Here is a 24,060-nt window from a genome sequence, read left to right as displayed (position 1 = left end):
TCCCCCTCCATTTCATCGCTCGTCCACAAACAAAATTGGTTGGCATACCAATAACAAATTTTGTAGTAGTACAAAAAAATTATTTGTAGCACTACAAAAAAACTGATACATTGAAGTTGTAACCATGACAGAGGCCCGTCGGCTCTCTGTAAGCTATTGATTTGATTGAGGAAATAGGAGTTTACTATGATTGACTATCGGCAGGCGACGGTGCAGCAGGGCATTGAGCCTTATCTACCACTGGAGGAAGACGGCTGGGAAGTTCTGGAGGGCAGTCCGATACAGTCTATGAGATTTGACCAAGGTTCCCTGGAAAATGGACCGGTACTGGCCATATGGCGTTGTACTCCCGGTAAGATTCGCAAAGTACAACCCTTTAACGAGTTCGTCACGCTGTTTGACGGCGAGGTCGAGGCAACCGTCAATGGAGAGTCTCAAAGTCTCAAGCCTGGGGACAGCTATTTTGTACCCAAAGGGGCAACCATTACCTGGGATGTGAAGAAGACCGTCAGCAAGTACCTTTTAGCGTGTGGAGAAGGCGCTGTTCTCTAGCAGTTTAATTCAGAGGTGACCATGAAGAAAACGTCTAAATCCCTGGGTATGGATAACAACATTTCCCGTAGAGACTTTGTGGGGTCCAGTCTTTTGGGCGCGGGAGCCTCGCTGTTAGCCATGTCCGCCCCCTCGCTTTTCAGCGGCAATGCTCATGCACTTGAGCAGCGCATTCCACTGCCTCTGAAAGGGCTGGGTCCTGAATGGTCTGGCCCCGGCGGAATGGGTGACTACGGAAACGCGAACGGCAACACATACCGAGAGGTGAATGCCGGCCACAGTATTCGAAATCGAGCGTTTCGAAAACGACTCGATACCGCTGAAGACTCCGGGGAAGAAATGGATCTGGTGGTTGTCGGAGGGGGTTTTTCCGGGCTGACCGCCGCGTATAACTTCTCCAAGTCGCGACCCGACGCATCGGTTCTGATATTGGACAATCATGCCATTTTCGGTGGTCACGCCAAGCAAAATGAATTCGAGGTTGATGGAGTTCATTTGTGGGCGCCGCAGGCTTCTGAAGGCAATGTCTGGCCTATCGCGGACCAAAAAAAGCTGGGGCTGTCCGTTCGTTATTGGGACGAGTTTGGGCTGCCTCAAGAATTTGAGTGGCAGTCGTTAAGGGGAACCAACAAACCCTTGAACGTACCTGTTGATCGATTTTCCCCCATGAACATCGCCTGGGAGAGAGCGGATACGGGATATTTTTTCAATGGTGCTACTCAGGGCCGCGGACAGTGGGCCGTCAATCCCTGGAAGAATGGCTTTGCGGACGCGCCCTATTCGAATCAATTCAAACACGATCTGGCGAGAGCCGAATTGTTTCGGCAGCCGCCCAAGGTTGATGATGTATCGGCCTTCCTGGACTCAATGACCTATCTGGAATATTTGACGCAGGTTGTGGGTGTATCACCCGAGTATGCAAAGCATGTGGACATGCCCATGGCGGCCATGGGGTGTGGCTTGGGGTCGGATGTGGTATCGGCTTATACGGCAAAAGGGTTCTTTCAGCCTGCCACCGCCGGGTTTGATATTGCCAAAGGGGGGCGGGACTTCACCGACACCGTTTGTCTTGCCAGCTGGCCGGGCGGTAATTGTGGCATCGCCCGCCATTTTGTCAAAGCGATGATTCCTGATGTCTTTCCCAAAGCGAAGTCGATTAGTGATGTTCTCAATCATGAGGTCAATTGGAGTTCGCTCGACAACAAAGACCAGACCGTACGAATTCGCCTGAGTTCCACCGTTGTTAATGTGGTACATGAGGGTAGACCTCACAAGAGTGATGCGGTCCAGGTTACCTACCTTAAAGATGGCAAACTACACAAGTTAAGAGCCAAGCAAGTCATCATGGCCTGTGAGCAACACGTAAACAAGTACATTGTGCAAGGCCTGCCAGATGCAACCTACAACGCGATGGATACCTTCTTGCACGCGCCCATGTTAACCGTGAATGTTGCCGTCAGAAACTGGCGTTTCATGGAAAAACTGGGTATTACGGCTGCCCGATGGGATGACGGTTTTGGTTGGTGGACCAGTTTGCGTCGACAGATGATTATCGACGGCAAGGAACCCATGCCGCTGGATCCTGACAAACCCACGGTACTAACGCTTTATATCCCGTTCCCGATTCCGGGATTGGCCGCCGCCGACCAGGCATCTGCAGCTCGCATGCAAATGTTCAGCCTGGCATTCAAAGACATCGAATACAAAGTCCGGGAGCAATTCACCAAGATGTTTGGTGCTTCCGGATTTGATGCCAAGCGCGATATTGCCGGAATCACCGCCAATCGCTGGGGGCATGCCTATGTTGTTACTCCGCCCGGGTTCCATCATGGCAAGAATGGAAAACCTTCGGCCAGTGACGTGATTCGGGAGGGTTTTGGCCGTATTCAATTCGCCCATTCAGAGCTGATTGGAGAACAATTGTGGCAAACCGCCGCCATGGAAGGTGAACGTGCCGCGCAGCAAGCACTGAAATACTGATCTTATTCGCCCGTCTATCAATAACAACAAGTTACAGGAGAGCAATATGAACATGAATATGACGCATACGAATGACTATTTGGCTCGTCTACCCAAAAAGCTGGTGCCAGTGATGACCTGCCTTGCTATTGGCGCATCCTCCAGTGTGAGTTCCTCGGTACTGGAAGAAATAGTAGTTACGGCTCAGAAGAGGGAGCAAAGCCTCCAGGACGTCGGCCTGTCGGTTTCAGCATTCTCTGGCGATCAGCTGAAGGAATTGGGGTATTCGGACACCATCGATATTGCAGCCCAGGTTCCAGGTTTGCAGCTGCAACAATTTCACCCTTCGATCACCGTATTTAATATCAGAGGGATATCGCAAAACGATTTCGGAGACCAACTGGAGGCTCCCATTGCGGTATTTACCGACGATGCATACGTCGGCGCGATGGGTGCCATTCACGGTTCTTTGTTCGATGTGGAGCGGGTAGAGGTTTTGCGTGGACCACAAGGTACACTGTTTGGACGCAACGCTACCGGGGGGCTGATTCACTTCGTCACCCGCAAGCCCACAGAAGAGCTTGAAGGCTATGGCATGGTCACTTTGGGCGAGTACAGCCAGATTAAGACCGAGGGCGCAATCAGTGGCGAGTTGAGTGATGGCTTACTCGGCCGCTTCTCCTTTGCTACCAATCGTGGGGACGGGTGGCAGAAAAACCAGATAGGAACGGACTTCAAACAGTCGGATTCCTTCTCCGTTCGGGGACAATTGCAATTTGATCTGTCGGATGATGCTACCCTGAACCTCAAGTTGCAGCACAGTGAAACGGATGAAATTGGGAATACCTATGAAGTGATTACGGCCGAGGCCACTGGCGTTGGCGGCACTGCAGTGATTACAGGCGGCCCCAATCCCATCACTGGATACGAAAGACCTTTCAATGATCCCCATAATTTGGCGGTCAATGATCTTGGTTACTTCCAGAAGGAACAATCCGGGATAACCGCCAATCTATCCTGGGATCTGGACAAGGTAAGCTTTCACTCCGTGACCGACTTTCTCTCATTGGATAAAGACTACAAGGAAGACGCCGATGGGTCCCCGATTGACTTCTTCGCGTTTTTTACGGAACAGAAATACGATCAATTCTCCCAAGAATTCCGATTAAACGGTGAAGGTGAACAGTATCGGTGGGTGGGTGGGTTATATTATTTAAAGATGGACACCGAAAATCGCTCATTTATTGACATTAACTTCCAGGATGGCAGTGGGACAATACCCTCGGGCGTAACCTACGAGCTTGAATCAGAAAGCTACGCGGTATTTGGCCAGGTGGAATATGATCTTTCCGATGACTGGATGTTGTTGGGTGGTTTGCGTTGGACGGAGGACGAACGGCAGATCGACTCTGCCTTCACCGACTTCCTATTTACCTCTGGTGAGCCGATTGTATTTAGTCCCAACACCACAGATTTAGCCGATCAGGACTGGAGCAACTATTCGGCAAAATTGGAAATCGACTGGCGACCCAATCAGGACTGGTTGTACTACGCCAGCGTGACCAAAGGACACAAGGCGGGTAATTTTGCACAGCCGGTGTTTGCGACTACCTTTTCGCTGCTGCCACACGACGAAGAAGAACTTGTCAGCTATGAGATAGGATTCAAAGGCGAAATGGCCGATGGTTCTCTCAGGTTAAATGGTGCGATCTTTTACTATGACTACAAGGACTACCAGGCATTTTCTCTACAAGGTCTGGAGCAGGCCATCTTTAACAAAGACGCGAGTCTGAAGGGTGGAGAAGTCGAAGTAACCTGGTTGACCCCTGTGGAGGGATTGGAAATTCTGCTAGGGGCCTCGTTCCTGGATTCAGAGGTCGAAGACGTTGTTCTGCCTGACGGCACAGTCAAGAACAGAGAAATGCCTCAAGCGCCTGAGTTGTCCGCCAATGCGCTTGTGCGCTATGGATGGGAGGCGTTGGGGGGACAGATGGCGGTACAGCTTGATGCCAACTACAACGCTGAGGCCTATTTCTCCGTTTTCAATGGCCAGGAAGAGCTGGAAGACGCCTATACCATTGCCAATGCCCACATTTCCTATCGAACCGACAATGACCAGTGGAGACTGACAGGCTTCATCAAAAACCTGACGGATGAAGAATTCCGAGTCTACAACCTGGACGTCTCCGCTCTGGGGTTTATTCAAAACGCCTACGCGCCACCGAGAACGGCAGGTGTCAGTGTTGAGTACAATTTTTAATTTTTCTTGTCGTAGACTTGGCGCAGGGAAACCTGCGCATTTTTTCTTCCGACAATCCCAAAGTGTGTTTTTGAAAAAGATCATATTGAGAGAGAATCCTATGAAAACCAAAATAATTACAACAGACAATCACAGATATTCCGCCCTATTCGCGACTACAGTGATGCTGTCGTCGTTCAGCGTAACCTCATTGTCTGCGACAATCGAAGAGATAATCGTCACGGCCCAGAAAAGGGAACAGAGCTCACAGGATATCGGTGTTGCCATAACCGCTTTTGGCGGCGAGGATCTGAAGGATATGGGTATTCGACAGCCCGTCGATATTGCTGCCCAAACACCCGGAGTTGATATTAAGAACACCTTGGGGAAGGTTAACCCGGTCATCACCATTCGCGGCGTTGGATTAAACGATTACCACAGTAACAACAACCCGTCTACGGCAGTACACGTCGATGAGGTGTATCTGGGGTCGTCGGCCTATTTGTCTTTTCAGTTGTTCGATGTGGAGCGTGTGGAGGTATTAAAAGGCCCCCAAGGCACGCTCTATGGTCGCAACACCACCGCGGGTGCGGTGAACTTTATCACCAAGAAACCAACAGAAGAATTTGACGCGAGTGTTGATGTCAGCTACGGGAATTACAACAGCTTCAGTGGCGAGTTTGCGTTTGGCGGGCAGTTGACGGAATCGATCAACGGTCGTGTGGCATTGATGGTCGATCAAAGTGATGGCTATGTCGAAAATCGGGGTACTGTCGGATTTGAGGGATACACGGGGGCACCGGGAAAAATTGAACCACTGCCGCTCAAGAATCCGGATGACGAAGCCAGCAGTACCGATGCTGTGGCCTGGCGAGCGTCATTTACAATAGAGCCCCATGATAATCTGGACATCTTCGCCTCGATACACGGCAGCAAAGACGATTCCAATGGCTACATTCTTCAAGTAGACGGCCCCGTTGGTTCATTTGATGGCGGTGTGGTTTCCGGAGAGAGTAGCCGTTTTATAGACACCGATTCAGATCCTTTCACTCGCTATGATAACTCCGATACCCGCGTCGATTCGGAGGCTCTGGGAGGGCAGCTGCGTATCGACGCACACGGTGAAAGTGTGACGTTTTCTTCCATTACGGGTTACGAGGAACTGGACAGAAATGTTGTGGACGGTGATGGCCATCCGCTCAGGTTGCTTGAGTGGGATTGGTACGAGGATATGTATCAGTTTACGCAGGAGTTTCGGTTGACTTCCAACGGTGACGGCGATTTGCACTGGATTGCCGGTGTGTTTTATTCAGACGAGGAAATTGACTTCCAAAAGAATGCCATTACGGCGGACTGGTTACTAACCGATATCAATACTGAATACGTGCAAGGCGGAGAATCGTTGGCCGTATTTGGCCATACTGAATGGCAATTCTCGGAAGCCTGGAAGCTGACGCTTGGCCTGCGCTATACGGAAGAAGAGAAAGACTATCGGGGTGGCACCTACGATTTGGACCCCTACGGAGCTACCATCTTTTTTCCAGGCGGTGGCGCCTTCGCCGAAGCCGATGAGGACTACGATACGCAAGATATATCGGGAAAAATTGCGCTGGACTGGACGCCTGCTAATGATGTGCTGATCTATGGCTCTATCAGTAAGGGATTCAAAAGTGGTGGATTCGATGGTTCCACCGTCTTTGACTCATCCGACGTGACGCCATTCGAAGAAGAGACATTATGGGCCTATGAACTGGGATTCAAGACATCGTTATTTGAAAACTCTCTGCAGTTTAACGGTGCAGTATTCTTCTACGACTACCAGGATATGCAGGCAGAGGCGACGGTCACAACGATAGTTGACGGCGTGCCACTGCCGTCATCGATTCGCACCAATGCCGGCGATGTTGAAATGACCGGAGCGGAATTCGATATTCTCTGGCTTCCTGGCGAAGGCTGGGATATCAGAGCAGGAGTGTCTCTGATCGACAGCGAAGTGGTCACCTGGAACTCAGTAAATCCTGCAGAACGCCGAGCCAACGAAGGTAATCAATCACCCGACGCACCCGAGCTGACATTCAACGGGCGTATACAGTACGCCTGGGAGCTTGCCAACGGACTCAACCTGACGGCGTCAACAAACTTTAACTTTGTGGATGACACCTTTAAGGACATTTATAACACCCCGGCATTCGCCGCAGACTCCTACTGGGTGGTTGATGGTCGCCTTGCCTTGTCGGACCCGGAAGATAACTGGCAGATTGCGCTATGGGGCAAAAACCTGGCCGATGAAGAGTACGTCGTAAACCGGTTTGAGACGTTAAATGGGGAGCCCGGTTCCAGTTGGACCTGGTACGGTGCACCGAGAACATACGGCATTAACCTGAGATATAACTGGCAGTAGATCTACCGCCATTCTCACCGATTTCACCAGGATGGCCTCAGGCAGCAATCCTGGTGAACCTATTCGAAAAAGGAAGACAGATGTTGCTTTCTGTAGAGAAACGGCTTTTGGGCGTCGTTCTGTTGTTTGCCATTCTGAGTTTGCCGCTCAGGCTTCATGCTCAGGAAAATCCCAAAAACGTCATTCTGATTATTGGTGATGGTATGGATGATCAACAGATCACCATCGCACGCAATTACTTAAGGGGTGCCGGCGGGCGTCTTGCCATCGACAGGTTGCCGATCAGGAGCGCGGTTCAAGTACTTACGGTTGACGAGTCAAATCCGGAAAAGCCCGTCTATGTCGCCGATTCCGCCAACAGCGCCACGGCGATGGCAACCGGTGTGGTGACCAGCCGAGGTCGCATTGCAACAGCTGCGCAATCCAATCTGGCGTTGAAGTCCATTACTGAAATCGCGATCGAAAATGGAGTTCGTACCGGTGCGGTTACAACGGCTTCTGTCACCGACGCCACTCCCGCGTCTTTTTTAGCTCATTCTGTGAATCGAGGTTGCCAAGGTGCAATCAATATGCGGAAGGAAAAGTGTACTGTGGACCGTTTAGAGCGGGGTGGCAAAGGCTCGATTGCCCATCAGATCTCCACATCGTCCATCGATATTCTGCTGGGTGGTGGCAGACAACATTTTGATGCTTCAATACTTAAAAGCCAAGGCTTTCACCTTGTGGAATCAAAAGAGGCATTGGAGCATCTGCCCTACAACGGAAAGGTCCTGGGGCTTTTTTCAGAGGGGGATCTGCCCGTTCAACTGAGGGGTGAGAACAACCACAAAGCGGAATTTCTCGACTTTGACGGTCAATCCATTGTGGCGCCTCCCGCGTTTAGCTGCATCCCCAATCCTTTAGCCAGGAATGTGCCCAGCCTGAAGACAATGACCGAGAAGGCCATTGCGCATCTGGATAGAAACAACGAGCGCGGATTTTTCCTGATGGTGGAGTCGGCATCCATTGACAAACAGGCCCACCGCCGACAGCCCTGCGGAAGCATCGGTGAGCTGGAACAGTTGGATGAGGCTCTTGGAGTCGCCCTCGAATTTGCAGCTGGAGATACCAATACTCTGGTACTGGTCACAGCGGATCACGGCCAGGCCGCGCAATTAGTGCCTTACCCGAGTATGTTACCAAAGAGTGAAAATGCCTTCAGTATTGGTCGTTTGGCAGTCATCAAAACCCCGGAGGGTGGTCTGATGGGGGTTAGCTACGCCACCAATAACGCCGCTTACGAGGAGCACACAGGCACACAAGTGCCCTTGATGATGAATTTTATGCCGCCCGAAGGGGCACAACCCGTGTTCGATCAGCCTCAACTATTTTCTTTGATGCGCTTTTTTTTGCGAATGTGAGGTTGCTACGAATGGGCTGCTCGCATTGGCTGTATCGGAGACTCTCGTCTCAATACAATATGTCTGTTCACCTCTGGTCACCGCTACCAAACTTCAATTAATCGAGCTTTTGCCTGAGTCTGCTCGTAGCAGCAAATGATCCAAAATCGATTGCTGGATATCGTCAAAGGCAACACGTTTCTCTTTACTATCGACATTCAATATTTCCAGCCCCAAGGGATGAAACAGTAGCCGCCCCAAGCCAAGGTACGCCAGCGACATCGCATAAGCATCGAAATCCTCAACACCATCGCGCAGCAAGCCTTGCTGATGAAGGTGATCCAATTCTTCCCGATACATGTCAAAAACGTTTTTCAGGTAGTCCCTGGTGGCCTGGCTGGGAGGCTCCCATAGTCGGCCGCGCATATAGTTGGCGGTAAGCTGTTCCTCTTCGGCGAACTCCGGATTGTTCTGTCCAAAGGCGTCCCCGATGTGTCCATTGCGTATGGTGTGTAGCGGTGTTTCGAACATAGCCCGCCGGCGACCGGCGACATAGTGGTCGGTGGCATCGCGCAGCCCGGATTTACCGCCAAAGTACTTGTGTACCAGCCCCTTGGAGACACCCGCTTCTGCCGCCAACTCATCGAGGCTGGTCTTATCATGGCCTTTTTCGCCAAACAGCTTCATGGCGGCGTTGATCAGCTTTTGCCGCCCGCTATTTTCCGTCGTCGCATGTTCTTCATGCTGCGGCTGCTTGCCGCCGCCTGAGTTGGTGGGCATTGCCACTCTCCTATACTTGCTGATGCCAATCCAGCGGCCATTGTAGCCAATAACAGCGAGGGGTGCACGGGCGAGCACCTTTTTGTTGACATCAGGTGCATGCTTGTGCACCATAGGGGTGTGGGGTGCATGCTTGTGCACCTTGGTAGTTAAAAAGCCTGACTTAATTGCAGCTGGTTATAAATGCTGAAAGAGATATCCAATAACGAGAGCGAACTGATGAAGACATCATTTTCTAGAAAGGCTAGTGCAGACAGCTGGATTACTGGTACAAAACTTGGATTTTGCAAGAAGACAGCCTTGGCGGCCGCTTTTCTGGCCATACCTTGTGGCCATGCCGTGGCGGAAGATGTCGCCAGGCTCATGCTAGAGGAAATTATAGTCACGGCCGAAAAGATTGGAGCCAAGAGCATTATGGATACCTCTTTCTCCATCAGTGCCATGACCGGGGAGCAATTGGAAGACCAGGGTGTGGTTTCCGTTGCCGACGCGATTGCCGGCAACCCAGGAGTATCCAGCGTTGAACTGTTCGGGGGTTCCAATACGGTTCAAATTCGCGGTGTGAGTTCGTTGTTTGGCGACGCGACAGTGGGTTATTACATGGATGATTTACCCTACACCCAAGTGGGACAACAGTTTGTACCCGATATGAACCCCTATGATCTTGAGCGCATTGAGGTGCTGCGCGGCCCGCAGGGTACGCTCTACGGGGCCAGCTCCCAGGGGGGTACGGTGCGTGTGCTGACGCGTAGTCCAGAGCACAACGAGTTTGAATTCAAGGCCAATGGCGGTATTTCATCGACCAGTGGGCATGGCGACAGCTGGAAGGCACAGGCCGCAATAAACCTGCCATTGATAGAGGACGTGCTGTCTGCGCGTGTTGTTGCCTCTCGTGTGGATCAGGCTGGCTTTATCGACTTACCCCTGACGGGCGAAAACGACTACAACGACAGCGAAGACGAAAGCTATCGAGCCAAGTTGTTGTTTACGCCGACAGACAACCTGAGCATAAAACTGACGGCCTGGCACAGTGAGGTGGCAAGCGCGGTTCCCTATGCCGATAAAGATTATGAGTTTTCGCCGGTCTTTATCGAGTTCGATCCTGCGGCGTTGCCATTGCCGATTCCGGCCGGGGTGAGGCCCGTTACAGCCGATGATCTGACGAACCGTATAGAATTCGATTTATACAATCTGGTGCTGGAATACGATTTCGAGCAGGTCTCCCTCTACAGCACCACATCGCTGATCGAGAACAAACAGCAGCTGGATCAAAATGTGTTGGGCGCTCCAGTATTGCTGCCGATTGAAAACCGCACGCTGAATCAGGAGCTGCGTCTGGCTTACACTGGCGAAGGCAGTTTGTCCTGGACGGCCGGTGTGTTCTTTATGGACGCCAGGCAAGAGCAGCAGGTCATTGCCGGAACTTTGCTGGCGGGGCTGCCCGACCCGGTGTTAACCGTCGTCGCCGATCAGGAGAAACGATCCACGCAATGGGCGGTGTTCGGAGAATTGCACTACGAACTGAGTGACGAATGGACGCTGACACTGGGCAGCCGTTACTTTGAAGATGAGCGGGAGGAAGAAGACCTGGGGGCGCTCACCATTGCCGGGCTGAATGCGCTGGGTTTTGACGCCAAACGTTCACAGGACCTTGACAAGGTGACTGGTCGCGTGAACCTGGCCTACGCGCCCGACGGCGACAGTCTCTATTACCTGAACGTGGCTCAGGGATTTCGCAGTGGCGTGGCGCAGCAAGGTATCTCTCTGCTGTCGGCAGTGGCCGCAGGTATCGCCGCTCCTGAATTTTCCGAGTCGGAAGATCTGATCAGCTACGAGCTGGGTACCAAATTGAGCTTTATGGATGATGCCCTGACTCTGGAAGCGGCGCTGTATTACCTGCAGTGGGATGACATCATCACCCTGTTGGGCACGGTGGATCCGAACAGTGGCCTGCCCATTTCCTACGCTGAGAATGTGGGCGAAGCGGACGCCGTTGGCGTCGACATCGGCGTTCTCTACCGCGGGGTTCCCGGTTTGACTCTGCAGATCGCAGCCAACTTCAACAGTACAGAATACGGAGACGATCTGCCCCTGGCCAATATTGCTGACGGGGATACCGTCACCCAGGTGCCCGAGGCCACAATGTCGGTATCGGCCGCCTACCAATGGCCATTGGCAGATACCGGGCTCAACGGCCGTTTCTATACGGCCTATCAATACACCGATTCACGACCGGATTACACGGTCGGGTTCAGTACGGAGTCGGACTCCTTTGCAGTGCTTAATGCACGCCTCGGGGTAGAAGCGGAACACTGGTCGCTGTATCTGACGGGCGAAAACCTCACCGACGAAGATGGCCGCATCAGTCTGTTTGCGCAGACCGCAATAGCCGGCGTGCCGGCCAGTCGCATGCGTCCACGAACCCTCGGTGTCGAAGCCAGTCTGCGTTTCTGAACGTCAAACACCGCTTGAGCGGGGCACTCCCAGGTGCCTCGCCACCAGCCTGCTCAACCAAGACTCTGGAAATCTGCAATGACCGAACACTTTATGACTCTGGAAAATTGCCACCAACACGTTGGTGAGACGTTTTATTCCAGCTGGACAACCATTACCCAGGAACGAATTAACGCCTTTGGAGAGGCGATCAACGATCCCGATCCACACCACATCAATCCTCAATGGGCATCCGTTCACAGCCCTTGGGGTAAGACCATAGCGTTTGGCTGGCTGACGACTTCCCTGACGACGTCAATGCTCTATGAGGTGTTTCGTTATCAGCTCGATGGCGACCCTGTAAGCTATGGCTATCCTGCCAGCTACGGATTTAATCGCATGCGCCTGATCGCACCGGTACTGGTCGACTCTCGTATTCGCGGGAAAATCACCCTGAAGAACATTGAAAGCAAGGGCGACAACAAAACTCTATATACGTTCGAAAAGGTGGTCGAAATCGAGGGGCAGGAAAAACCGGCGTTGGTGGCTGAATACTTGATTATGTGGCTGAAAGATCGCGAGGCCTGAATTGATGAGAGTCCCCGAGTTGGCGCTGATCAGCGATTACCCGAGGCACTATGCGGCTGCGACGCCGAACGCCGATGCGTTGGTCGAGCAGAAGCGGAGCTACAACTGGCTGCAATTCGAGCGGGCTGTTGATCGCTGTGCGCGTGCTCTTTATACCTGCGGCGTCAGGCGGGGTGAGCGGGTGGCCCTGTTGTCGGTACCACAGGCTGAATACTTGATCCTATTTATGGCGACGGCGCGCCTGGGGGCAATCTGGCAGGGCTTGAATCCGCGTCAAACCCGAGACGAGTTGAGTTATCTGCTGCAGGACTCGCGCCCAAAAGTGTTGCTGGGGATGGAACAATTTGAGGGACGTGATTTCCGTAAGGATCTGCGATATCTGTTCCAGCAATGCTCCAGCATTGCGTCGCTGCATACGATTGGGGAACCTGATTTCAGTGATTTTCTTGCCCTTGGCGCTGAAGTTGATGAAACAGATTTTTCCAGGGAATGTGCCAGCGTCCGCGCAGAAGACCCCTGCCTGGTGGTTTATACATCGGGCAGCACAGGCCGTCCGAAAGGCGCACTGCTCAGCCACGCCAGTGTGGTCACCAGTGCCCGCACCCAATGCCGGCACTGGTGGGCGGAGCCTCTGCGAATTCTCAATAATCTGCCCATAAACCATGTGGGAGGGGCGGTGCAATTGAGTTGCCAGGCGATCGTTGCCGGCGGCGCCAGTGTGTTGATGCCTCGATTCGACGCGGAGGATGTCGTCAAGGTGGTCAACGAACTGAATGTGACTTTTATGCATCAAATTCCCATGATGTACCAAAAAATACTCGAATGCCCGCAATACCGAGAGATGGGAATGGCCTGCGTGCAATCGCTCGTCTGGAGCGGATCACCCTGCCCACAGGATATGATTCGCAAGTTGCGTGAGATAACGCCGCAACTGTATACCAGCTATGGCAGTACCGAACTGGGTGGAGAAGCGCTTTACATGCCGGATGATGTCTGTGATGAGTCGCTGGCGAGCTTTGTTGGTATTCCGCCCGCCGGCTACCAGGTGCGTCTTGATCCCGATTCCAATGAAATACAGGTGCGTTCCAAGACGGTTATGTCCGGCTATTTGAACCAACCGGAGGCAACTCGGGAGGCGTTTACCGAAGACGGCTGGCTCAAAACCGGGGATTGCGCGGAAGTCGATCCGGACAGTGGCTACTGGCGCATCGCCGGCAGGATCAAGGAGATGTATAAGTCCGGTGGCTATAACATCTACCCCAGGGAAATCGAGTTAACGCTGGAGCAGCATCCGGCCGTCGCCATGAGCGCGGTGTTTGGTGTGCCTGATCCCGTTTATACGGAAAAGGGCGTGGCCTATATCCTGCTCGAGGCAGGCGCCCGCCTGGAGGAGGCTGATATTAAACAGTTTTGTAAACAACACTTGGCGAACTACAAGGTGCCCAAACAGTTTTTTATCCGTCGGGAGCTGCCAATGCTGCCCATTGGCAAGATCGATAAAGCACAACTAAAAACGATGAGAAGCAGCAAATGAGGATTTACAACAAAACCCTTTCGGACTGCGAATGCTTTCAGTTGCAGAGTGCTTTCGACATGACGTTCGAAATCACGGTGGGCCTGCCGGGCGGCTATCCAAAGCCGGGCAAGAACTACCCTCTGTTGCTGGTTCTGGATGGCAGTCTGACCTTTGCAACCGCCTTCGAGACGGTTCGCGCTCAAAGCGGGCTGGGCGGAATCGAAGAAATCATCGTGGTGGGTATTGATACACCACCGGACGAAGGCAATGCCATGCGTGGCCTGAAACGGCTTCGATATTTAACCCCGGGATGTCCACAAAGAGGTCCACATATTGAGCCAGTGTTTCAGCTTTACAAAGAGGCGGTTGATCAACTGGGCTGGGACTTTGAAGATACCTTTGGGGGGGCAGCCGACTTCCTGGGCTTTATTGAGAAAAACCTGATGCCCGTGCTGTCCGACCGTTATGCCGTCGCGGTTGACGATATAGGTCTGTTTGGTCACTCAGCGGCCGGCGCTTTTGCCGCCTACGCATTGTTTGAAGACAGTCAGCTGTTGCGGCGCTACCTCATTGGCACCTTTGGCACCGAGTGGTGGGATGACATCGAAGCGGTGGAAAAAGCCTTTGTGGAGAATCAAAAATCATCAAGCAATAGGGTCGCCCGGAAAGTGTATCACGCGGTTGGTGGTGCTGAACTGGACGAACCCGCATCTGCGCAGGCCGGTATTGGCCTGCCGATGCTGGAACGCCTCAAGGATTTGAAGTTGCCACGTATCGATATCACCACGCACGTGTTTGATGGTGAAGATCACGCTTCAGTGATACCCCATATTATCGCCACCGGTATTCGAAAACTCTATGGCACCGGATTGGGTTATGCAGAGGGTTTGACTGCCCGGCTGGAAAACGATGAAACAGCGAGTTTATAGATATTAGAGAGCATTAAGCTGGGAGATTGGCATGAGCCAACCAAAAATATTTAAGAACGCCGTTATTTTTGACGGTGTTAATGAAGAGCTGATCGAAGGTGGCAGTGTTGTTGTCGAGGGCGAACGTATTCGTGAAGTCACCGATAAAAACGTCAACATCGACAACGCCGAGGTGCTTGATCTGAAGGGCAAATTTCTTATGCCCGGTCTATTGGATCTGCATTTTCACGCTTATTCCATCAGTTTTAACATGGCCAAGCTCGACAGCATGCCCAAGCCGCTTAAGGTCAGCCATTCCATCAAATTGCTTGAAGGCGCACTGCAACGGGGTTTTACCACGGTCAGGGATCCGGGCGGTGGTGATGTAGGACTGCGCCTGGCTACCGAGGCGGGACTGATCAATGGCCCGCGTTTTCTCTACGGGGGACAGGCACTATCGCAAACCGGTGGTCACGGCGATATGCGCCGTCACGATGAAGAAGAGATGTCCTGCGGTTGCGCTTATTCGGGCACCATCTGCCAGGTGGTGGATGGTGTCGATGATGTGCGCAAGCTGGTTCGTGAGGAACTGCGTAAAGGTGCGGATCATATCAAGATGTTTATTTCCGGCGGTGTGGCATCCCCCACAGACCCGATCTGGATGCCTCAATTTACCGATGAAGAGATTCGGGCGGCGGTTTACGAATGCGAGACCCGTCGTAAATATGTGGTTGTACATTGCCACACAGATGTAGGCGCAAAGCGCAGTATTGCGAACGGCGTACGCTCCATTGATCACGCCACCGAGATTCTTCCCGATACGGCTGAAATGTTAGCGGCGACAGACAAGACGTTCGCCGTACCCACGCTGGCGGTCATGCGCCAGATCCTGGATTACGGCCCTGAGCTTGGCATGTACCCGGAGAGTCTGGAAAAGATCAAACCGCTGTGGGATCAGGTGCTGACGTCCGTCGAAAACATGCACCGAGCCGGGGCCAAAATGGGTATGGGAACCGATTTGTTTGGTCCGCAGTATCATCCTCTACAGAGTAAGGAGTTTGAATATCGCGCTGAAGTTCAACCGGCCATCGATGTCCTTCGCTCAGCAACTTCCATCAATGCGGAGATTGTGCAGATGAAGGGCGCAGTGGGTGAAATCAGTGCCGGTGCCTACGCTGACATGATCGTGCTGGATGGCAATCCGCTCAAAGATCTGTCGGTCTTCCAGCGACCGGAACAGATGCCGCTGATCATGAAAGGTGGGAGCCTGATTCGCAATGAGCTCCACTGATTTCAAGCCGCGTATTTTTGTCTGTGGCATTGCCACCGAAACCCATGGCTTTAATAAATACCCCACCACTCTGGAGGCGTTTACCGAGAAGGGACTCTTCTTTGTGCCAGAGCACGGTGATCTGCAGCAATTTCGAGACAGTGATCATTACTTTGCCGGCTATCTCGACGTTGCGGAGGTTGAGGGTTGGGAGCTGGTGGTAGGCGTTTGTGCATTCGCCTGGCCAGCCGGCCCGGTCAGTGAGCATGCCTTTGAAAGTCTGTGGGCGCGCATTGAAAAACAGCTGTTGACGGAAGGGCCTTTTGATGGGTTGTTGCTGCCGCTGCACGGCGGCATGGCCTGTGAGCACCTGGATGATCCGGAAGGCGAGTTTGTACGGCGAATCAGGCAGCGTCTCGGGCGGGATGTTCCCCTGGCCGTTAATCTCGATCCCCATGCAAACCTGTCGCCACAGTTCGTGCGCGATTGTGACATCATTTGCGGGTTTCATACGACGCCCCACACAGACATACGAGCCGCGTCACTGAGATCGGCAACCTTATTGGCGCGTACCCTCAAGGGGGAAATCAAGCCACATTGCTGCTCCATCCACCCGCCCATGATCACGGGTCTTGATCATGGACGCACCCTGGCCGAGGCATCTCCAATGCGGTCGCTATTGGAGCGGGTGCGGCAACTGCAGGCTGACGATCCACAGCTGCTGGACGCGAGTTTTATGGCCTCCTTTCCCCATGCGGACCAGACCTGGACGGGCCCCAGTGCCGTTCTGGTCATGGACGGCGAATCGGATCGGGCGGATGCCTACCTGAACGAGCTGGGCGAAGAGATCTGGCGGACGCGGGACGTGTTAACCATTGATATCGTGTCCATTGACGAAGCCCTCGACGCTGTCGAAGCGACGGCCGCTCAGCCGCGACCGTTTCTACTAGGCGATTTCAGTGATTGCCCCTATGCCGGTGGCTATGGTGACAGTACCGCAATGCTGCAGGCGCTGATTGCACGCCGCGTTGCCGGGGCTGTCTTTGGTCCCTTATTTGACAAAGCTGCCGTCGAGCAGGCTCACGCAGCCGGAGTCGGTGCTGAGATAGAGGTTGCTCTGGGTGGCAAGTGCGATCCCCGTTTTGGCGGTGGACCGGTGTCGGGAATCGCAGCCGTGAGAGCCCTGTCCGATGGCAAATTTGTTCACAGCGGACCTTATCTTCAGGGGCAAGCCGGGGACTTGGGTAAAAGTGCTCTGCTCAACATCGAAGGCGTTGATGTTATCGTCAATAGTTTTCCAAGCCAGATCCATGATCGCGAACAACTAAAACTGTTTGGCGTTATTGCTGAAGAGATGAATGTGATTGTGAGTAAAGCGTTCAATCACATGCGTGCTGATCTCCAACCCATCAGCCGAGGTCTGCTCTACCCGGACGCCGGTGGCATTTTCAGTTTTAACTTTCAACAGTTTCACTGGCAAAAAATCCGCCGTCCTATCTGGCCCCTGGACGACGTTGAGATCGACGTGGCGGAGATGGACAGAAGTTGACTAAGCTTACAAATATTCCGAAAGTGAAGGAAGTGCGAATGACCCAGATTCACGGTTACACCAAGCCCGGCTATGAGGCCGTTCGAGACACGTTTTCCAGGCAAGCCCATCTAATGGGGTCAGGCGGCGCTGCCTTTGCTGCGACCAGGGGTGGGGAAACCATTGTGGATCTGTGGGCAGGGCAGGCGGATCACAAGCGTCCATGGAACTGCAATACCAAGGTGCATATACAATCCACCAGTAAGGCGGTAACCGCCTTTGCCGCCATGTTGCTGGTCGACCGGGGCGAGCTGGACTTGGATGAAAGGGTCAGCCAGTACTGGCCTGAATATGGATGCAATGGCAAAGAAAATACCACCGTGCGAATGCTGCTAAGCCATGCTTCGGGTTCCACGCAATTGCCTGGCTACACTGAGCTACTGGACCTGGATGGCAACGGCCTTGATCAATACGACGAAATTGCCAGGCGCCTGGCCCAGGCAGCACCGGACTGGGAGCCGGGTACGGCAGAGGGTTATCACGGTTATACCTATGGCAACCTCGTCAGCGAACTGGTGTACCGTATTATTGGCAAGCGGGCGGGCGAGTTCCTGCGAACTGAATTGTTCGGACCCTGGAGTTTGAACTGCTGGTTAGGCACCCCTCCCGAAGAGCAGCGGGACCTGGCACAAATCAAACCCTGGCCTATGGCCCCGATGACCGAGCAATGCACCAATGCGCTGGCCAAGATGCAGGAGCTGCTGGAAAACGGAGACAGCGAGGGGGATGCGGAAAGCCCCGCCGATTGGAAATACGACGCTCACTTTAACGGTTTATTTGGTGCAGACCTTCACCTGCGCTCCTTGAGTTTCTTAAAGCTCTGGAGCGAGCCGAAGGCACTGGCCGCTGAATTCGGTTCCGCCAATGTCACTTCGGATGCACGCAGTCTCGCGCGCCTCTGGACGCCTCTAGCTAATGAGGGTGTTCAGTTCGGAAAGCCGTTCTTTAAACCCGAGACCGTCACAGAGTTCATCACCCCGGCGGGCCCCGGCGGCAAGGATAGGCTGATCAATCTGGAGAACCGCTGGACACCGGGCAGCCATCATTCGAATACTCCTTATTTTCCCGACTTACCGGCGCCCTTTGGTCCCAATGCCAAGGCCGTGGGGATGATCGGCGGTGGTGGTAACTACGGTTTTGCTGATCCAGAGGCCGGCATCGCCGGTGGTTTTGTACGTAACCACTATGATGCGACGCTGGGGCTGAGTTCGCTATTGGTTGAGAGTCTTTATCAGAGTCTGTAGGGGCTGAAATCGTTGATCCAATTTGTATTTGGGGGTAGTGCATACGTCTGTGGAGTTGCGGATAAAGTGGAAGTTAAGCTTTAACTCAGCTGTCAGACATGAGCCGACATAAAATTCATGCTTTCGCATCAGTTAGTAGATTGGCAAGAGAGGTATACTTAGCGGACTTCAAAACCCAATTTACGGAGTGGCGTAGGGTGGATTTACCCACAAGGGGCACAAGAGCGAAGCGTAATCCACCAAACTACTCTCAGGCTACAACAAAAGGACGTGTTATATGCCGTATTACAAAAGGCTTCGAGTCTCCGGCGGTAGCTATTTCTTCACCGTAAATATAAAAGACAGAAGCCGAAACCTGTTGGTAGACAACATCGATTTACTTCGAGACGTGACAAGAACTGTTCGTCTTCGTTACCCATTTCAAATTGACGCCTGCGTTATCTTGCCAGATCACTTCCACTGTGTTTGGACGCTTCCAGAAGGTGATTCCGATTTTTCCTTGAGATTGCGCTTGCTGAAAACAGCGTTTTCAAAGGCTTTACCTGAAAGCCTGTTATGTCCGCTCAATCGTAAAGGGCGAAGAGAGGCAGGAGTTTGGCAGCGGCGTTTTTGGGAACATGCGATTCGGGATCAATCTGATTTTAATGCTCATGTTGATTATGTGCATGTCAATCCCGTTAAACACGGGTTGGTTTCTCGGGTGAAGGATTGGCCTTATTCATAATTTCACCGGTATGTAAAGGGGGGCGTGTTGCCAATTGACTGGGGTGGAGATGTAGCGATGGATATCGGAGCAACCGGAGAGTGATTGGTGGATTACGCTGTCGCTAATCCACCCTACCAAGCTATGGAGTTAATATCAGGTGTTGGCTCTATAGCTGAACTTAATTTTCCAGAGAAATCACTGAACTTTAGAAGTCGTGAAAGACCGGGTTGGGTAGACATCAGTCTTTCGATTATTCCCTATCTCTTAGTTCGAATGTCTGCTTTAGAGGATTCCAAGATATATCCCTTCCCAAAAGCCCACTAATACCTCCTCCCATTTACGAATGCAGCGAGCCCTCACAAACTACTGCGACGAATCCAACACACGTCACGTATTTAGATAAGCCACGTAGGTTTTGTACATCGCCAATAGGGCCAACACAAGAAACAGCATGCCACTGATACGATGCAATAATGTGATGGAGATCCTTTGCAACAGGGTACGCCCAGCCCAAACGCCCAGCGCTGATGTCGTTACAAGCGCAAGGGTTGAACCAATCCATACGGCAATGGGTGTGCTCGTGCTGGTTAAAGCCACGACTGCCAACTGAGTCTTATCGCCAAATTCAGCGATGGTGATGAGCATGAACGTCGCCAGCAGAATACTGCGGTCATTACGTACGTCGACAGGTTTATCGTCTTGATGATCTTCTGCAAGTACCGCATGAATGCCGAACGCTGTAAATAGAATGGCAACGCTTGCAGCGATAATGACATTGGGAATCCAGCTGGCTATTGCCACGCCGAATACGACCGCAATTGTATTGAGGAACAGGAATGCCAAGCCGGAGCCCAGCATCACGGGGGCTGCACGGTATCTGGCGGCGAGTGCCATACAGACCAATTGGCTTTTATCGCCCATCTCTGCTGCAAATATCAATAAGTAACTCGTACTTGAAATGGTAAGAATATCCAATCCGTTCAAAGTTGACGTCAGCCTGATCAAATCGTCCATAAATTCAGCTGGCCACTGATCGACGGGCCTGCACTATGCCAATTACAAGGGGTCATGATATATCATGTTGGGTTCATTCACCCGTTTAAAATACTGAGCTAAAGCGCTTTTCTGGAGCCATTCCCCCACTGTACGTGAATAACGCGGTGGGGAATTCCCTGTCGTTCAAAAAACGCCATCCAGCGCAGCTGGTTTTTCTGCAGGCGGTCTCCTGGACCCTTGACTTCGATCAGTTCGTAGCCGCCTGCGGCTGGGAACAGAATCAAATCCGGCAGGCCGCTGCGGTGATGGCGCAGATCACTGAGTAGACGCTCAAACAGGCTGGTCCAGTGAGCCGCCGATATGCGGGTTAATGCCAGTTCCATTAGCGGCTCCGAGATGACTGTCCAGTTTACCAGAGGGTTGGCAATGCCACGTTTTTCCCGATAGGTCCGCCAGATCCGCTCGCTCAGGGATTGGCTGTTCAGCTCCGCCAGACGCTGGTCTATGTGATCTGCGCGTAAGCGATAGAAGTCCGGGGTGTGGAAGTCGGCGGGGGCGCTTTGAAAGGGATTGAAGAATGCACCTGCTATCGGGGCAAAGACAATATCCCAGAGATACAAGCCAAGCATTCCTGTGAACAGGCTGTTTTCAACGTAGAAGCAGCATTGTTTGTCAGTGGTGGTTTCGATGTTTTGATTGGACAGCTCAAGCTGCTTATATTGCAGATGGTTGGCAACCAGAAGTTCGACCCGTTGGTCGGAGGGGGGCAGCACCAGGGTCTCTGAATTGGGCTTGGCAGTCTTTGGGGCCGGCCAATCCGTTGCCACTTCCGTGCGTCTGGCGGTGCGATGACCAAAACTCTTGGCAAACACCCGCTCTTCTTCGTTGTGGGGCTCGGCCAGTATGTCCCTACATATGGCCAGCCCGGCGTCGACTTCCCCTCGCTGCACCGCGATCCGCGCCAGCCGCTCTCGGGCCGGAGGCAGCTGGCACTGGCGGTATAAGTGTTCAGCTTCCGACAGTGCATTGAGTCGTTCCAGTTGTCGTGCCAGGGTCAAGCGCAAGCGCTCCAAACGACGTTGCAGGGTTCTGTCGCCATCAATTCCCTCGGGCAGCTGTGAGTTCAGTTCCAGGACCGCCTCAAGGTTATCCAGGGGCATCTGTTCCAGTTGTTCCAGGCATTGATAATACTGCAGATGTTGTTGTACTTGATGCCGCGACTGAAACGGCAGGTTGCCGTGGTCCAGCGGGTAGTTTTCATAGCGCGTTAATCCCAGGTCTCTCAACACATACTCGGTGAGATCCTGGCGAAGATTTCCAAAAAAGCACAACTTGAAGGTGTCGAAGTGCTGTCCGCCCTGTACCCCATAGGCTGTGTCGAGGTGGCGAAGGCGAGACAGAAACTCAGCGGCATCTTTTTCCAAAAGAGCCTCCAGCAATTGCTCACGCTTGATATTTTTGGGAAAAGACTCCCCACAAAAGGACAGCAGCTCGGCTTTTGTGTAGAGCGGCAGGTATTGCGTCAGTGGCAATTGCGGATCTCGGCACAGCAAACCACACGCCTGCAATCGCTCTGCGGTCGCGGGAATGTTCTCGATCTCGTTGTAATGCAATTTGCTCAGCCGAAACAATGCCCCCGCCGAGGAGGGCACCCCTTTGCGGGACAGCAGGCGCACGTACAAAAGCTGGCTGTGATGATCCAACGCCTGGAAGGAGCGGTAGAAACCCAGCTCCTCCTCGGACAGCAAGTGATCGTAGCACCGGTAGACAAAATCCAGCAATGACTGGAAATTGGTCAGGTAGTAGTCATCTGGCAGAACGACTTCATTGGCCATAATGGCTTTTATCCGGTAGTGGAAATGGATTCTCACTATACCCCAGAATTGGGAAGTGTTCTTGCGGCTACTATGCCTCGCGCTAAAACACAAAACTGCACATCAGAAAATCTGAAACGTTGTCCGCCTACACATTGCCGCTATCGGACCTGAATATCAGCAGTGCACCCACAACCACCAGCAGGCTTCCCAGCCACGCCCAAACATCCGGGACCTGTCCCCATATCCACCATCCCAAAAAGCCGGCAAACACCACATTGCAGTAACCCACCGGTGACACCTCACTGGGTTTGGCGAACTTCAACGCACGGGTGTTCATCTGCATGGCGGCGAAGAATCCCAACCCGACGGTCAGTAATATCGGCCAGTTGAAGGGAGATAGGGGTGTCCAGTGCACAATCGCCAGAGGCAGACTGCAAATACAACCGAGGAGAAAATAAAAGAAGATGATCGCGGTGCTGGATGTGCGGCCCACCAGTTCACGGGTGGACACCATTGAGACGGCCAGCCCCAACGCGGATAATAAACCCAATAGATGCCAATGACTCAGCTGCGCACCAAATGGCCGAAGAATCACCAGTACGCCGCAGAACCCCACAATCAGAGACGGCCAGCGACTGGCGGGCACGACTTTATTTTTCCAGATCAGTACCAATAGTGGAACAAAAAGAGGGGCGGCGAAGCGCAGCAATGTGGCCTCCGCCAATGGAATTTGGAGAATGGCGAAGTAAAACGCGTAAAAAGCAGCGACACCGCTGACGCCCCGCAATAAATGCAGGCGAAACAGGCTGGGAGTGAGGCGAAAAATTTCGTTTTTTGCTCCCCGAACCCCTCCCAGTAAAGGCAGGCAAAGCAGCAGCCCAACAGCATATTGACAGCAGACGATGGTAAACACAGCCATGTCGTCGCCAAGAATCTTAGTGCCAGCCGTCACCAGCGCGTTGATCACTGCGGCCATCAGGCTGATGGCCACCGCTTTTGGCAAATTGCGGGAGCAGGATTGGCCGAGGGCGTTAGAGTTCAGCATCCGCTTGTTGTTCCGGCGCCGCCCTGGCAAAGCTCTGCAATCCCCGCAGGTGCTCGGTGATACCGCACAATGTCGGATATTGACTCAAGTCGCAACCAAAACGCTCGGCATTGTACACCTGGGGCACCAGGCAAACATCGGCCAGGGTAATACTATCGCCAAAACAGTGTTTGCCATCGCCCTGTTCACACACCAATGTTTCCAGTGCACGTAAACCCTCGCCCACCCAATGCTGAACCCAGCGTTTCACACCTTCATCATCCTGCCCCAATTGCTGGCGCAGGTATTGCAAAACTCGCAGGTTATTGACGGGATGAATCTCGCAGGCAATCAGTTGCGCCATGGCATTGACCCTGGCTCTGGCCAGAGGGGCCCGCGGAATCAATGGGACATCGGGATGCGTTTCATCCAGATACTGGATGATGGCCAGCGACTGCAGCAGATGCTCTCCATCCGTTTGCAAAACCGGTAACAGCCCCTGTGGGTTCTTGACGAGAAAGTCGGGCTGTTTGTGTTGTCCGCCATCCTTGCGAAAGTGAATGGGGATTGACTCGTAGTCCAGTCCTTTCAGGTTTAACGCAATCCGCACCCGGTAGGATGCGGAGCTGCGCCAGAAGGTATAGAGTTTGTGCATGGGAA

The 24,060-nt window shown here is 52.9% G+C and carries 18 protein-coding genes; 13 read left to right on the top strand and 5 right to left on the bottom strand.

Annotated features, from left to right (window positions below; translation table 11 throughout):
* Window positions 1-186 precede the first annotated feature (186 nt).
* The 5 genes from HBA55_RS01675 to HBA55_RS01655 all read left to right on the top strand — a co-directional run bounded on the left by HBA55_RS01675 (window position 187) and on the right by HBA55_RS01655 (window position 8,551).
* On the top strand, window positions 187-552 hold the full coding sequence (locus HBA55_RS01675) for a cupin domain-containing protein (protein ID WP_166986122.1): 366 nt from the start codon (window positions 187-189) through the stop codon (window positions 550-552).
* A gap of 21 nt (window positions 553-573) precedes the next feature.
* Complete coding sequence (locus HBA55_RS01670) at window positions 574-2,532, top strand: NAD(P)-binding protein (RefSeq protein ID WP_240945852.1); 1,959 nt, start codon at window positions 574-576, stop codon at window positions 2,530-2,532.
* A 46-nt stretch (window positions 2,533-2,578) separates the two neighbouring features.
* Window positions 2,579-4,771 carry a TonB-dependent receptor gene (locus HBA55_RS01665; protein ID WP_166986119.1) on the top strand — a complete coding sequence of 731 codons (2,193 nt, stop codon included), beginning with the start codon at window positions 2,579-2,581 and terminating at the stop codon, window positions 4,769-4,771.
* Between the two features lie 100 nt (window positions 4,772-4,871).
* Window positions 4,872-7,151: a TonB-dependent receptor gene (locus HBA55_RS01660; protein ID WP_166986116.1), complete on the top strand. Its 2,280-nt coding sequence runs from the start codon at window positions 4,872-4,874 to the stop codon at window positions 7,149-7,151.
* Window positions 7,152-7,231: 80 nt separating this feature from the next.
* A complete protein-coding gene (locus HBA55_RS01655; protein ID WP_166986112.1) occupies window positions 7,232-8,551 on the top strand; it encodes an alkaline phosphatase in 1,320 nt (439 codons plus the stop codon).
* Window positions 8,552-8,644: 93 nt separating this feature from the next.
* On the opposite strand, the gene HBA55_RS01650 is transcribed toward HBA55_RS01655, so the two are convergent.
* Window positions 8,645-9,310 carry a TetR/AcrR family transcriptional regulator gene (locus HBA55_RS01650; protein WP_166986109.1) on the bottom strand — a complete coding sequence of 222 codons (666 nt, stop codon included), beginning with the start codon at window positions 9,308-9,310 and terminating at the stop codon, window positions 8,645-8,647.
* Window positions 9,311-9,610: 300 nt separating this feature from the next.
* On the opposite strand from HBA55_RS01650, the gene HBA55_RS01645 reads away from it, so the two are divergent.
* The 8 genes from HBA55_RS01645 (at window position 9,611) to HBA55_RS01610 (ending at window position 19,581) form a co-directional block, all read left to right on the top strand.
* A complete protein-coding gene (locus tag HBA55_RS01645) occupies window positions 9,611-11,764 on the top strand; it encodes a TonB-dependent receptor (protein WP_166986106.1) in 2,154 nt (717 codons plus the stop codon).
* A gap of 78 nt (window positions 11,765-11,842) precedes the next feature.
* Window positions 11,843-12,331 (top strand): MaoC/PaaZ C-terminal domain-containing protein, encoded by a 489-nt coding sequence (locus tag HBA55_RS01640; protein WP_166986104.1) that lies wholly within the window; start codon window positions 11,843-11,845, stop codon window positions 12,329-12,331.
* 4 nt (window positions 12,332-12,335) lie between these two features.
* The gene (locus HBA55_RS01635) at window positions 12,336-13,865 is read left to right on the top strand and encodes a class I adenylate-forming enzyme family protein (RefSeq protein WP_240945887.1); all 1,530 of its coding nucleotides are present in this window, start codon (window positions 12,336-12,338) and stop codon (window positions 13,863-13,865) included.
* The gene (locus HBA55_RS01630) at window positions 13,862-14,776 is read left to right on the top strand and encodes an alpha/beta hydrolase (RefSeq protein WP_166986098.1); all 915 of its coding nucleotides are present in this window, start codon (window positions 13,862-13,864) and stop codon (window positions 14,774-14,776) included. The genes HBA55_RS01635 and HBA55_RS01630 overlap by 4 nt, the downstream gene beginning before the upstream one ends.
* Before the next feature lie 31 nt (window positions 14,777-14,807).
* On the top strand, window positions 14,808-16,046 hold the full coding sequence (locus HBA55_RS01625; protein WP_166986095.1) for a metal-dependent hydrolase family protein: 1,239 nt from the start codon (window positions 14,808-14,810) through the stop codon (window positions 16,044-16,046).
* Complete coding sequence (locus HBA55_RS01620; RefSeq protein WP_166986092.1) at window positions 16,033-17,574, top strand: M81 family metallopeptidase; 1,542 nt, start codon at window positions 16,033-16,035, stop codon at window positions 17,572-17,574. Before HBA55_RS01625 ends, HBA55_RS01620 begins: the two co-directional genes overlap by 14 nt.
* 38 nt (window positions 17,575-17,612) lie before the next feature.
* The gene (locus HBA55_RS01615) at window positions 17,613-18,857 is read left to right on the top strand and encodes a serine hydrolase domain-containing protein (RefSeq protein ID WP_166986089.1); all 1,245 of its coding nucleotides are present in this window, start codon (window positions 17,613-17,615) and stop codon (window positions 18,855-18,857) included.
* Between the two features lie 277 nt (window positions 18,858-19,134).
* Complete coding sequence (locus HBA55_RS01610; RefSeq protein WP_206019481.1) at window positions 19,135-19,581, top strand: REP-associated tyrosine transposase; 447 nt, start codon at window positions 19,135-19,137, stop codon at window positions 19,579-19,581.
* Between the two features lie 369 nt (window positions 19,582-19,950).
* On the opposite strand, the gene HBA55_RS01605 is transcribed toward HBA55_RS01610, so the two are convergent.
* The 4 genes from HBA55_RS01605 to maiA all read right to left on the bottom strand — a co-directional run bounded on the left by HBA55_RS01605 (window position 19,951) and on the right by maiA (window position 24,055).
* On the bottom strand, window positions 19,951-20,577 hold the full coding sequence (locus HBA55_RS01605; protein ID WP_166986086.1) for a TMEM165/GDT1 family protein: 627 nt from the start codon (window positions 20,575-20,577) through the stop codon (window positions 19,951-19,953).
* A gap of 98 nt (window positions 20,578-20,675) precedes the next feature.
* The gene (locus HBA55_RS01600; protein ID WP_166986083.1) at window positions 20,676-22,394 is read right to left on the bottom strand and encodes a VRR-NUC domain-containing protein; all 1,719 of its coding nucleotides are present in this window, start codon (window positions 22,392-22,394) and stop codon (window positions 20,676-20,678) included.
* A gap of 127 nt (window positions 22,395-22,521) precedes the next feature.
* Window positions 22,522-23,421: a DMT family transporter gene (locus tag HBA55_RS01595; protein ID WP_166986080.1), complete on the bottom strand. Its 900-nt coding sequence runs from the start codon at window positions 23,419-23,421 to the stop codon at window positions 22,522-22,524.
* Window positions 23,408-24,055, bottom strand: coding sequence for a maleylacetoacetate isomerase (gene maiA, locus HBA55_RS01590; protein WP_166986077.1), 648 nt, complete (start codon window positions 24,053-24,055; stop codon window positions 23,408-23,410). The genes HBA55_RS01595 and maiA overlap by 14 nt, the downstream gene beginning before the upstream one ends.
* Between the last annotated feature and the right edge of the window lie 5 nt (window positions 24,056-24,060).

It is taken from the genome of Pseudomaricurvus alkylphenolicus (genome assembly GCF_011683955.1).
GTDB classification, from domain to species: Bacteria; Pseudomonadota; Gammaproteobacteria; order Pseudomonadales; family Cellvibrionaceae; genus Pseudomaricurvus; species Pseudomaricurvus alkylphenolicus.
The sequence above is the reverse complement of the archived record's forward strand: the minus strand, read 5'-3'. Positions and strand labels throughout refer to the sequence as shown.

Excerpts from the sequence above, each read along its gene's own strand:
- HBA55_RS01675 (WP_166986122.1), top strand. The coding sequence starts at position 187 with ATGATTGACTATCGGCAGGCGACGGTGCAGCAGGGCATTGAGCCTTAT.
- HBA55_RS01670 (WP_240945852.1), top strand. The coding sequence starts at position 574 with ATGAAGAAAACGTCTAAATCCCTGGGTATGGATAACAACATTTCCCGT.
- HBA55_RS01665 (WP_166986119.1), top strand. The coding sequence starts at position 2,579 with ATGAACATGAATATGACGCATACGAATGACTATTTGGCTCGTCTACCC.
- HBA55_RS01660 (WP_166986116.1), top strand. The coding sequence starts at position 4,872 with ATGAAAACCAAAATAATTACAACAGACAATCACAGATATTCCGCCCTA.
- HBA55_RS01655 (WP_166986112.1), top strand. The coding sequence starts at position 7,232 with ATGTTGCTTTCTGTAGAGAAACGGCTTTTGGGCGTCGTTCTGTTGTTT.
- HBA55_RS01650 (WP_166986109.1), bottom strand. The coding sequence starts at position 9,310 with ATGCCCACCAACTCAGGCGGCGGCAAGCAGCCGCAGCATGAAGAACAT.
- HBA55_RS01640 (WP_166986104.1), top strand. The coding sequence starts at position 11,843 with ATGACCGAACACTTTATGACTCTGGAAAATTGCCACCAACACGTTGGT.
- HBA55_RS01635 (WP_240945887.1), top strand. The coding sequence starts at position 12,336 with ATGAGAGTCCCCGAGTTGGCGCTGATCAGCGATTACCCGAGGCACTAT.
- HBA55_RS01630 (WP_166986098.1), top strand. The coding sequence starts at position 13,862 with ATGAGGATTTACAACAAAACCCTTTCGGACTGCGAATGCTTTCAGTTG.
- HBA55_RS01625 (WP_166986095.1), top strand. The coding sequence starts at position 14,808 with ATGAGCCAACCAAAAATATTTAAGAACGCCGTTATTTTTGACGGTGTT.
- HBA55_RS01620 (WP_166986092.1), top strand. The coding sequence starts at position 16,033 with ATGAGCTCCACTGATTTCAAGCCGCGTATTTTTGTCTGTGGCATTGCC.
- HBA55_RS01615 (WP_166986089.1), top strand. The coding sequence starts at position 17,613 with ATGACCCAGATTCACGGTTACACCAAGCCCGGCTATGAGGCCGTTCGA.
- HBA55_RS01610 (WP_206019481.1), top strand. The coding sequence starts at position 19,135 with ATGCCGTATTACAAAAGGCTTCGAGTCTCCGGCGGTAGCTATTTCTTC.
- HBA55_RS01605 (WP_166986086.1), bottom strand. The coding sequence starts at position 20,577 with ATGGACGATTTGATCAGGCTGACGTCAACTTTGAACGGATTGGATATT.
- HBA55_RS01600 (WP_166986083.1), bottom strand. The coding sequence starts at position 22,394 with ATGGCCAATGAAGTCGTTCTGCCAGATGACTACTACCTGACCAATTTC.
- HBA55_RS01595 (WP_166986080.1), bottom strand. The coding sequence starts at position 23,421 with ATGCTGAACTCTAACGCCCTCGGCCAATCCTGCTCCCGCAATTTGCCA.
- maiA (WP_166986077.1), bottom strand. The coding sequence starts at position 24,055 with ATGCACAAACTCTATACCTTCTGGCGCAGCTCCGCATCCTACCGGGTG.